General features: G+C 61.0%; 11 protein-coding genes and 1 pseudogene. 9 read left to right on the forward strand and 3 right to left on the reverse strand.

Annotated features, from left to right (window positions below; genetic code table 11):
- Positions 1-2 precede the first annotated feature (2 nt).
- Both PRI8871_RS12180 and PRI8871_RS12185 read right to left on the reverse strand, forming a co-directional pair.
- Positions 3-881: a carbohydrate ABC transporter permease gene (locus PRI8871_RS12180; RefSeq protein ID WP_108886487.1), complete on the reverse strand. Its 879-nt coding sequence runs from the start codon at positions 879-881 to the stop codon at positions 3-5.
- A gap of 121 nt (positions 882-1,002) precedes the next feature.
- Positions 1,003-2,442, reverse strand: a complete 1,440-nt coding sequence (locus PRI8871_RS12185) for an ABC transporter substrate-binding protein (RefSeq protein WP_108886488.1) — start codon at positions 2,440-2,442, stop codon at positions 1,003-1,005.
- A 214-nt stretch (positions 2,443-2,656) separates the two neighbouring features.
- Here PRI8871_RS12185 and PRI8871_RS12190 point away from each other — a divergent pair, with 214 nt between their 5' ends.
- From PRI8871_RS12190 to PRI8871_RS12230, 9 genes are read left to right on the forward strand one after another with little or no spacing between them, the layout of a single operon-like run.
- Positions 2,657-3,652, forward strand: a complete 996-nt coding sequence (locus tag PRI8871_RS12190) for a sugar-binding transcriptional regulator (protein WP_245897850.1) — start codon at positions 2,657-2,659, stop codon at positions 3,650-3,652.
- Between the two features lie 19 nt (positions 3,653-3,671).
- The gene (locus PRI8871_RS12195) at positions 3,672-4,556 is read left to right on the forward strand and encodes a sugar phosphate isomerase/epimerase family protein (protein ID WP_108886489.1); all 885 of its coding nucleotides are present in this window, start codon (positions 3,672-3,674) and stop codon (positions 4,554-4,556) included.
- Between the two features lie 3 nt (positions 4,557-4,559).
- Positions 4,560-5,543 carry a tagatose kinase gene (locus PRI8871_RS12200; RefSeq protein ID WP_108886490.1) on the forward strand — a complete coding sequence of 328 codons (984 nt, stop codon included), beginning with the start codon at positions 4,560-4,562 and terminating at the stop codon, positions 5,541-5,543.
- Positions 5,527-6,813: a D-tagatose-bisphosphate aldolase, class II, non-catalytic subunit gene (locus PRI8871_RS12205; RefSeq protein WP_108886491.1), complete on the forward strand. Its 1,287-nt coding sequence runs from the start codon at positions 5,527-5,529 to the stop codon at positions 6,811-6,813. The genes PRI8871_RS12200 and PRI8871_RS12205 overlap by 17 nt, the downstream gene beginning before the upstream one ends.
- An 18-nt stretch (positions 6,814-6,831) precedes the next feature.
- Positions 6,832-7,563: an SDR family oxidoreductase gene (locus tag PRI8871_RS12210; RefSeq protein ID WP_108886492.1), complete on the forward strand. Its 732-nt coding sequence runs from the start codon at positions 6,832-6,834 to the stop codon at positions 7,561-7,563.
- A gap of 23 nt (positions 7,564-7,586) precedes the next feature.
- Positions 7,587-8,315: an SDR family oxidoreductase gene (locus tag PRI8871_RS12215; RefSeq protein ID WP_108886493.1), complete on the forward strand. Its 729-nt coding sequence runs from the start codon at positions 7,587-7,589 to the stop codon at positions 8,313-8,315.
- Between the two features lies 1 nt (position 8,316).
- Positions 8,317-9,060 (forward strand): SDR family oxidoreductase, encoded by a 744-nt coding sequence (locus PRI8871_RS12220; RefSeq protein WP_108886494.1) that lies wholly within the window; start codon positions 8,317-8,319, stop codon positions 9,058-9,060.
- Between the two features lie 46 nt (positions 9,061-9,106).
- Entirely contained in the window at positions 9,107-10,084 is a 978-nt protein-coding gene (locus PRI8871_RS12225) for a hypothetical protein (RefSeq protein ID WP_108886495.1), read from the forward strand.
- Between the two features lie 3 nt (positions 10,085-10,087).
- A complete protein-coding gene (locus PRI8871_RS12230; RefSeq protein WP_108886496.1) occupies positions 10,088-10,708 on the forward strand; it encodes a carbohydrate kinase family protein in 621 nt (206 codons plus the stop codon).
- Here the strand turns inward: PRI8871_RS12230 and PRI8871_RS12235 are convergent.
- A pseudogene (locus tag PRI8871_RS12235) lies at positions 10,692-10,806 on the reverse strand (IS5/IS1182 family transposase); the annotation flags it as partial. The gene PRI8871_RS12230 and the pseudogene PRI8871_RS12235 overlap by 17 nt on opposite strands.

A 10,806-nucleotide genomic window follows, 5' to 3' on the forward strand; every position in this document is an offset into this window, starting at 1 on the left:
TCTCAGTCCTTCTTGGTGTTGCGGGGGGCCAGCATGGTCACATAGAGCAACCAACAGGCGACAATCGTCAGGTACAGAACGATCACCGAAATCGTCGATCCGTAGCCGTAGTTCGTTTTCGGGAACACCTCGCGGAAGATGTGTACGCCAACAAAACGTGTGGCCGATCCGGGGCCGCCGCCGGTCAACATCCAGACCTCATCCACGGTGCGCAGCGCGTCCATCAGGCGGATAAAGACCGTCGCCACAACCGCAGGCGCGATCATCGGCACCGTGATGTGAAAGAAGATCTGGCGCTTGTTCGCCCCGTCGATCTGGGCTTGTTCAAACGGATCTTGCGGCAGAGACACCAGCGCAGCGATCAAGGTCAGCGTGACCAGCGGCGTCCAGTGCCAGATGTCCATGACAACGATGGTGGCAAAGGCCGCGAAAGACGAGGTACCGATATTGACCGACAGGCCAAACCATTCGTTCAGATAATGCGGGATGATCCCGATTGAGGGGGTCATCATCAGCTTCCAGACAGACCCGACGATGATCGGGGCCATGATCAGCGGCAGCGTATGAATGGTGCGAAAAATCGCCTTGCCGGGGAATTCCTTCATGAAGGCCTGCGCCAGAAAATACCCAACGATCAATTCGGACACGACCGCGAAGAATACGAATGTCACCGTGACGCCAACGGAATTCAGAAACTCGGCATCAAAGACGATTTTGCGAAAATTGTCCGCCCCGTTGAAGATCATCTCGGGGTTGGCGGCGAAGGGGTTCCACGAATGGAACGACACGAACACCACATAGACGAACGGCAAGACACCGAAGAAAAACAGAATGACCAGCGTCGGTGCCAGCAGGATCCATCCAAGCCTGTTGGAATGCATCGGCAGTCCCCCTTTAAGGTACGATGCGGAAGTAGAACCACCGTGCGCGGCTGTGCCGGATCGGTGGTGGAAATGGCCGCCGCCACGAAAGGCAGCGGCCCAGTCGCACAGCCAGGGAGGCTTACTTGCGATAGCCCAGTTCGGTCAGCGACGCCTCGGCCTCGGCTGCCATTTGGTCCAGACCTTCCGACACGTTCAGATCACCGGTCAGGATCTTGTAGAAGGTCGGTGCGGTGGCTTCGCGCACCTGCGCGTGGAACGGATAGGCCGGCGCGCCCGCGAACAGGTAACCCTTGTCGCGCAGCATGTCGTAGTAGCCGCCCAGTTCTTCGTTCATCGCCACGACTTTGGGATCGTCATAGGTGGCGGTGTTGGTCACGCGCGGCGCGGCAACGGCCCAGTCGGGCTGAACGTCGTTCTGACCAATGTATTCCAGGAACAGCGCTGCGGCCTCTTTCTGCTTTGAGGTCGAAGGCAGACCGAAGGCACCGCCGTCATAATACCCGATGTAGCCATCACCTGCTTCGGCAGCGGCCATCACACCATCGGCCAGCGGCGGCAGGGCGACGCCCACTTTGCCGACAACCAGCGATTTGGTGTCATCGGCTGCGATCCAACCTGCGTTTTCACCGTAAACCAGACCTTGGGCCGCGCGGCCCGCGCCAAAGGTCGTACCGACCTCGGTCCAGGTGGACTGGTTCGATTCAGGCGGTGCGTACTGACGCAGATCCAGCCACCACTGAAGCGCCTCTTTCGCGGTGTCCGAGTTCATCGCGCCGCCATTGGCCACGCTTGCCGCGTAGTTGTTGTTGGCGTCGATGCCCCAGTTGTAGACGCCAAAGGTCGGCGCAACCGATTCAAAGTATTCGTACCAAGACGCCGGGTGACCGGTGTGGCCCTGAACCGTGGCACCCCACAGCTGCATGTCATTGGCCTGACCGTATTCATAGAAGAACTTGGCGATTTCGGTGTATTCGGCATGGGTGGTCGCCGGTGCCAGATCGCGGCCTGTTGCCGCTTTGAAGGCGGCCTGAATGTCGGCATCGCCGAACAGATCGGTGCGGTACAGGTAGATCTTGATGAAAGCTTCCATCGGGATGCCATAAAGGTGCCCGTTGTCGCCGCGGAAGTAGTCGGCGAAGGTGGTAAAGTTCGCCTCATCATAGCCGGGTGCCTGCAATTGCGGGTTATCGGCCAGAAGCTGGGTCGTATCGGTCAGGAAGTTGCGGGCCAGATACGAATAGATGATGTCCTGTTCGATATAGACCATATCATAAATGCCGGTTCCGGCTTCCATGTCCTTGATCGCTTTATCAAACATCTGATCCCATGACGTGGTTTCGATATCGACGCGGATGCCTGTCAGCGCTTCGAACTGCGGGGCCAGAACCTCACGAATATACAGCGACGGCGGTGATGATTCCGTCACACCGCGCAGAGTCACGCCCTGATACGGCTCGGCTGCTTTTTTCCAGAAATCTTCATGTCCACCGGCCAAGGCCGCCCCGGCAGAGACTGCCAGCGCCAGCGCAGAGACCGCGATTTTATGTGCAAAGCTCATTCACTTTCCTCCCAAAGGTAACGGGCTGAATCGCGCGCCCTGCCGTCGAAAACAGGGTCGATTCGCGTCAACTCACGGCGCAAACATGCATTTGTAAATTTCACAATGCAACTGTAATTTTTCCATTTGTATCACTTGCCATACATATGCAAGGTATGTCACGTTCATCGCCGATGCGGTAACCAATTGGTCACCGCATCCAGGAGGAAACACCGTGGCACGAGAGCAGATCGAAGACAGCGTCACCTTCATCACGGAGGTTTGCTGGCACTACTACATGAACGGAAACACCCAAGCCGAAGTCGCGCGGATGATGGGGGTCACGCGTCTGCGCGTGAACCAAGCCATCCAAAAGGCCAAGGCGCTGGGGTTGGTTCATGTACAAATCGATTCCCCCTTCACCACCCGGATGGAGCTTCAACAGGAACTTCAGAAGGTCTACGGCATTGAAAAAGCGCTGGTTGCGCCCGTGGACCGGGACAATTACGATTTTCACGGGCCGGTTGGATCGGGCCTTGCCAACTATCTGACCGAACGGTTGCGCAGCGGTGAATGGAAGACGTTTGGCGTGTCTTGGGGGCTGACGCTGGACAGCGCAATCCGCCGCCTGCAACGCCAAAGCCACCCCCAGCTAGAGGTCGTTTCGATCCTTGGCGGCACACCGCACGGGTCGTCCTTCAACTCTTTCGGGATTGCGTCGGGGTTTGCCGATGTGCTGGGTGCGAACTACTCGATTCTGACCGCGCCGATTTACCTGTCCGAAGGGATCGACCGCGATCTGTTCCTGTCGCAGGACGTTCTGCGCACCCATTTCGACAAATTCGACCGGCTGGATGCGGTGCTTCTGACCTGTTCGAACGTGTCGTCGAAATCATTTCTTGTTTCCAACGGCTTGCCCGCATCCCTGACGCCGCGAAAGCTAAAGGAAGCCGGGGCGATCGGCGATGTTCTGGGCCGATTTCTGGACAGCGACGGCAAGTCTGTCCTGCCCTACGTGGACGATCACACCATCGGCATGCCGCTTGAGGCGGTCGAGGCCGTACCGGAAAAAATCATGGCCGCCGCTGGCCCCCACAAAGTCGAGATCATCGCCGCCGCCATCAAGCGCGGCTTGGTGAACACCTTGGTCACAGACGACCTGACGGCCGAGCTTCTGCTCGAACACGGAAAATCTGCAACGCCCCCCTTACCGGGGTCAACCGAGGCCTAGCCTCATACCGGAGACGACGATGCGCAGACTGGGAATTCATTCCTTTGTATGGACAGGCGGACAAACCCAAGAGGGGCTGGAACGCGCCCTCGAACAATCTGCCGAACACGGCTATCGCTGTATTGAATTTGCCTATCTGCGACCCGAACTCTTTGACCTCGACCGGCTGGCCAGGAAAAGCCAAGACCTAGACGTTCAGATCGGTGTGACCATGGGTCTTCCGCTAGACAAAGACGTATCGTCCGAAGATCCTGATGCGGTCGCCGCGGGCAAGGCGATGCTGGCCGATGCGGTGCGCGCGGTGCGGGATATAGGCGGCGATAAGCTGGGCGGCATCCTTTATTCGGCCCATACCAAATACAATCGTCAGCCCACCGCAGGCGGCTGGGCCAACTCGGTTCAGGCCATCGCCGAAACAGCAGAGCTGGCCGAAAAGGCGGGCGTCGATCTGGTGCTTGAGGTCGTCAACCGGTTCGAAACCAACCTGCTGAACACCGCCGCGCAGGGGATGAAATTCATCGCCGACACCGGCAATGACCACGTCCGCCTGCATCTGGACACCTTCCACATGCAGATGGAAGAGGCCAACCTAGCCGCCGCGATCCGCATGGCGGGCGACAAAATCGGCTATTTCCACATTGGCGAATCCAACCGTGGCTATCTGGGCGATGGCACCATCGACTGGGATCGGGTCTTCGATGCCTTGGCCGAGATTGGGTATGATCGCGATGTCGTATTCGAGAGCTTCTCAACCGCAGTGGTGGATGAAGGGCTATCGCTGGCCTGCGCGATCTGGCGCGACACATGGACCGACAGCGCGCCGTTGGCCGCCCATGCCAAGCAGTTCATTGACCTGAAATGGGCCGAGGCACTTCGCCGACAAGCCACCAACCGCCGGGCGTGATCGATGATTTCGCCTGACACACTTGGCCCCACGATCTGTATCGGCGAGATTCTGGCCGAGATCGTGGCCACCACCACAGGACATGGCTTTGCCGAAAGCCAGCCACTGATCGGGCCCTTCCCATCCGGCGCTCCGGCGATTTTTATCGACCAATGCGGCCGGATCGGCGGCAAGGCGGCGATGATCGGCGCGGTGGGCGATGATGATTTCGGGCGGATGAACCGCGCAAGGCTGGAACGCGACGGCGTCGATGTGTCTGGCATCGCGGTGGATGACACCCTGCCCACCGGCTCTGCCTTTGTCCGGTATCGCCCGGATGGGGACCGTGATTTCGTGTTCAACATGTGGACCTCTGCCGCCGGAAACCTGCGCTGGACCGATGCGGTTGAGGCGGTGGTCAGCGGCGCAGGTCACTTGCACGTCATGGGAACACTGCTGGTTCGGCCTGGCATCTGGGACATGACGGACCGCGCCGCGCAGATCATAAAGGCACGTGGCGGCAGCATCTCGCTTGACCCGAACTTGCGCAAGGAACTGAAGGACGACGGCGAAACCGCCGCGCGGTTGGCGCAGATCCTTGAGATGACGGATGTTCTGTTGCCGTCGGGCGACGAATTGCAACTGGCGGCGGGACGATCGGACAGGCAAGCGGCGATTGACGCCCTGTTTGCCCGCGGGATCACCGAGATCGCCCTGAAGGACGGCACGCGCGGGGCCACGGTGTTCACGCCCGGCGCGGCCCCGGTTCACGCCGATGCCTTTGCCGTGACCGAGGTCGATCCAACCGGCGCGGGCGACTGCTTTGGCGGGGCCTATATCGCTGCACGCCGTCTGGGTGAGCAGATTGCCACCGCGCTTGATCTGGCCTGCGCCGCAGGGGCCCGCAACGTCACAGTTCGCGGCCCGATGGAAGGCGCAGGCACCCGCCAAGAACTTGAAGACTTTATGAAAGCAAACAGGAGGATCACGCATGGCATTACTGCTTGACGATCTGGCCCCCTGCCGACGCAACGACCTGCCGCGCGGCATTACATCGGTCTGTTCCGCCCATCCCTTGGTTTTGCGGGCGGCGCTGCGCCACGGGCGCGACACCGGCGAAACCGTTCTGATCGAGGCGACCTGCAATCAGGTGAATCATCAAGGCGGCTATACCGGAATGCGCCCCACCGATTTTCGCGACATGGTGACAGAGCTTGCCCGTCAGGAAAACTGCCCCGAAGCGCTGATCGTTCTGGGCGGCGACCATCTTGGCCCCAACCCGTGGCGTCATCTGTCCGCCGATCTAGCCATGGCCGAGGCTGCGGCGATGATCGAGGCCTATGTTTTGGCCGGGTTCCGCAAGATCCACCTTGATGCCTCAATGGGCTGCGCGGGCGAGCCTGAGGCGCTGGACGATGACACCTGCGCGATGCGGGCTGTGCAATTGGCCGCCGTTGCCGAACGGGCAGCGGACCAAACGGGCGGCCCGCGCCCGCGCTACATCATCGGGACCGAGGTGCCGCCCCCCGGCGGAGCCGATCATGTGCTGGACACCGTGCCGCCCACCGATCCCGAGGCCGCACGCCAGACCATCGCCATCCACCGCCGCGCCTTTGCCAATGCCGGGCTAGAGGATGCCTTTGCGCGCGTTCTGGGCATTGTGGTGCAGCCGGGCGTGGAATTCGGCAATCACAACGTCATTGCCTATGATCCCGCCGCCGCCAAGGCGCTCAGCCGGATTTTGGACGACGAGCCCGATTTGGTGTTTGAAGCCCATTCCACAGACTACCAAGGCGTCCGCCCCCTGTCGGATTTGATCCGCGACGGGTTTGCAATTTTGAAGGTCGGGCCGGAACTGACGTTCATCCTGCGCGAGGCGCTTTATGCGCTGGACCTGATCGCATCGGACCTGTTGCCAGACTATGGCGACAGGCCCCTGATGCACGCGATGGAGGCGCTGATGTGCGCCCGGTCGGGCAACTGGAGCCGCCACTACAGCGGAGCGTCGGGGCAACAGCGTCTGTTGCGGCATTATTCACTGTCGGATCGCATCCGTTACTACTGGGCCCAGCCCGAGGCCGAAGCCGCCGTTGCGACCCTGTTCAATGCCCTGCGCGGGCAGAAGTTGCCGCGTCCGCTGCTGTGGCAACACATGCCCGCCGCGTCGCATTTTGCCGACACTCCCTTTGACCCCGAAGCCTTGGTGATCTGGCGCATCCGCGAATGCCTTCGGGCCTATTCTGCCGCCTGCGCCAGCCAGCTTGAGGCCGTTGCCTGATAAATACCGGAGCCATTCATGACAGCCGATTTCCAAGACAAGACCATCATCATTACCGGCGCAGGCAAAGGCATTGGCCGCGCTTGCACCGAACTGCTGGCCAAGCGCGGGGCAAGGGTGATTGCCATGGCCCGCACGCAGGCCGATCTGGACGATCTAAGCGCCCGCTGCGGCGCGGTGCCAATCAAGGTTGATCTGTCCCGCGCCGATGCCGCCCGCGCCGCCATGGCCGAGGCCGGCACCGCCGACCATCTGATCAACTGCGCCGGAACCAATGTGCTGGAAAGCGTGCTGGACATGACCGAGGACGGCTATGACACCGTGATGGACATCAACCTGCGGGCGGCGCTGATCTGCGCGCAGGAATTTGCCCGCGCCCGGATCAAGGCGGGTGGAGGCGGCAGCATTCTGAACGTCACCTCTATCGCCGGGCATCGCGGATTTCAGGACCATATGGTCTATGCCGCGTCCAAGGCCGGGCTAGAGGGCGCAACGCGCGTCATGGCCAAGGAACTCGGGCCGCACGGCATCCGCGTCAACGCCGTGGCCCCGACCGTCACCATGACCGAACTGGCCGCCGCCGCGTGGTCCGACCCGGCCAAGAAAGACCCGATGATGGTGCGCCACCCCATGGGCCGCTTTGCCGAGGTCGAAGATGTGGCCCGCACCATCGCAATGCTCTTGTCGGACGACGCCCCGGTCGTGACCGGCGCTGTCCTTCCTATTGACGGCGGTTTTCTGGCCGTCTGACCCTTTCATCGGAGTTTCTGAATATGGCACAAACGCTTACGGGCAAAACCGCCGCGATCACCGGAGCCGCATCCGGCATCGGTCTGGCCACCACCCGCGCCTTGCTGAATGCAGGCGCAAGGGTGGTGATGGTCGATTACGACAAGGCGGCGCTGGACCGTCTGACCAGGGAACTTGGCGAGAACGCCATTGCCCAGGTCACCAACCTTCTGGATGCCGAGGATTGCGCCGCCATGGTGCCGCAGATCTTGGAAAAGGTCGGCCAAATCGACATTCTGCACTGCAACGCCGGCACTTATATCGGCGGCGATCTGATTGAGACGGACACGGCCACCATCGACCGTATGCTCAACCTGAACGTCAACGCGGTGATGAAAAACGTCCGCGATGTAATCCCCCATATGACCGAACGCGGCATCGGTGATATCGTCGTCACGTCTTCGGTCGCAGGACACATGCCCATCCAGTGGGAGCCGGTCTATTCCGGATCGAAATGGGCGATCACCTGTTTTGTGCAAACCATGCGCCGCCAGTTGAACAAGCACGGCATCCGCGTCGGCCAAGTTTCACCCGGCCCGGTGGTTTCTGCGCTGTTGGCCGACTGGCCCGAAGAGAACCTGCGCAAAGCCAAGGAAAACGGCGCGTTGATCGACCCCGAAGAGGTCGCAGATGCCGTTCTCTATATGCTGACCCGCAAACGCACGGTGACGATCCGCGATATGATCGTTCTGCCGACCAACTTTGACATTTAGCATGTCTGCGACTTGCGAAGATCTTTCAGGTCTGACCGTCCTGCTTACTGGGGCGGCGGGCGGCATTGGTGCCGCCATGGCCGACCGATTTGCGACCGCCGGGGCGACCTTGGCATTGGTCGATCGGCTGGATTGCACTGACTTGGCAGCCGCCCTGCCCGGAGATCATCGCGCGTGGCAGCTGGATCTGGCAAACCCCGACGCCATTGCGGCCACCGTACCTGCGATTGGCGCGTCAATGGGCATCGACATTCTGATAAACAATGCCGGGCTGGGCGTGGTTGCGCCCGCCCATGAAACCGATGTCGTCACTTGGGATCTGACCCAAGCCATCAACCTGCGTGCACCGTGGCTGATGGCCGCCCATGCCCTGCCCTTCCTCAAACACTCTGGCCGGGGGCGCATTGTCAATATGGCATCCCAAGCCGGGATCGTCGCCATTGCAGACCATGCCGCCTATGGCGCCAGCAAGGCGGGGCTAATCGGGCTGACCAAGGTCATGGCGCTGGAATGGGCGCAGTTTGGCATCACCGCCAACGCCATTTCCCCGACGGTCGTCGAAACGCCCATGGCATTGGCCGGCTGGTCCGGGGAAAAGGGCGAAAAGGCCAAGGCCGACATCCCCGTAGGCCGCTTTGCCAAACCGGCCGAGATCGCCGAAACCGCCGCGTTTCTGTGTTCGGCCCAATCCGGGATCATCAACGGCGAAAACATCGTAGCCGATGGAGGCTTCACAATTCGCTGACACTTTTGAAATGTTGGCGCTAAACTGCCCGGTGGAGGAGACCGTCATGACCAAAAGCCTAAGCCGCAAACTCGATACCATCCGCGACGGTGCGTATCGCCCGAAGGACTTTATCATCGCCGACGCCAAAGATGGCGACATGGCCTTTGGTGCGGCCTCTCCTGGGAAAGGGCCAGATGGGCGGATGAAACCGCTGAAGGCTTACCGCGATGACATGGTGCGCGTGACGCAAACCGGGCTGGTGGATATCATGCTGATGTCGCTGTCTTCGGCTGAGGCGCTAAGCCAATCAGGCACCTTTCACGACAGCCCCGTGACCCCTGCCGTTCGCCTGAACGACACATCCGACATCTGGCACGTGCGCGGCGGCAGCTACCCCAAGCGGATGATGAAGAACTTCCGCTCGGCCCGGCTGGATCGGGTCAAGCCTGTCGCGCCGCTGGGCCTCTATTCGGTGACCTTCTACAATGATCTGGAACAAGATCACGCCACCCTGACCGAATACGCGCAGTTCCGGGATGAGGCATCCGCCGCCGGGATCGACCACTTCCTTGAGGTGTTCAACCCACAGATCCCGGTTGAGGCGAACGGCGATTTTGCCAGCTACAACAACGATATGATCGCCCGTTGCCTTGCGGGTGTGTCGCGCCATGACCGGCCCGTGTTCCTGAAAGCCGCCTACAACGGCCCCGCCGCGACCGAGGAAATCGCCGGGTTTGACCCCGAGAACCTGATCTTCGGCATCTTGGGTGGCGGCGCAGGCACCACGCGCGATTGTCTTGAGCTGATCCGGCAGGCGGAGAAATATGGGGCCCGCGTCGCGCTATTCGGGCGCAAGATCTATTACTCCGAGGATTCCGTCATCATGATCCGCGCCATGCGCCGCGTGATCGAAGAACAAATCACCAGCGACGAGGCCGTCCGGGCATTTCATGGCGATCTGGCCAATGCCGGGATCACGCCGTTCCGCAGCCTCGATGACGACTTGGCCCTGACCGAACCGCTGCTGAAGGCCAATGTGTGATCCATGCGCCGGGGGTTTCTGACCGCTGGCACCTGGTGCCTTGACCGCAATATCACCGTCGATCAATGGCGGTCCGAAGACATGGCCGCCGCCGTGCAGCGCGTCGATCCGGCGGGCGGCGGCAGTGCCTGCAATTTCGCCGTCGATATGCGGCGGCTGGACGGGTCTATCCCCGTGGCGACCACCGGCCTTGTGGGCGCAGGCGAAAATGGTGATTTTCTTTTAACGGTGGCCGATAACTATGGGATCGACCGCAGCCGCGTCGCCCGCCTGCCCGGCATGATGACGCAGACCACCGACGCCTATCTGTCGGCCAAAACCGGGCGGCGCACGCATATCATCTTTTTCGGCGTGGCGGATGTTCTGTCGCCCGATCATCTGGATGTGTCCGGCAGCACCGCCCGCGTGCTGCACCTTGGCCTGCCCGGCATTCATAAGACGATGGACAATGCTTGGGGCGAGGATGCCAACGGCTGGGTCACCGTGTTGAAACGCGCCCGCGCCGAAGGGCTGCGGACCAATCTGGAATTCGTCGCAGGCCCCGAGGATCAGATCCGCCGCATTGGCCTGCCCTGCCTGCCCCATCTTGATACGTTAGGGTCAGGACTCATAGCCAATAGATGACCAGCGCGGCGAGTGCGATTGCGGAGAGGAAGACCTTGGGGCATCTGTCGTATCGTGTGGCCACACGTCGCCAATCCTTCAGCCTGCCAAACATGATC

It is taken from the genome of Pseudoprimorskyibacter insulae (assembly GCF_900302505.1).
GTDB classification, from domain to species: domain Bacteria; phylum Pseudomonadota; class Alphaproteobacteria; order Rhodobacterales; family Rhodobacteraceae; genus Pseudoprimorskyibacter; species Pseudoprimorskyibacter insulae.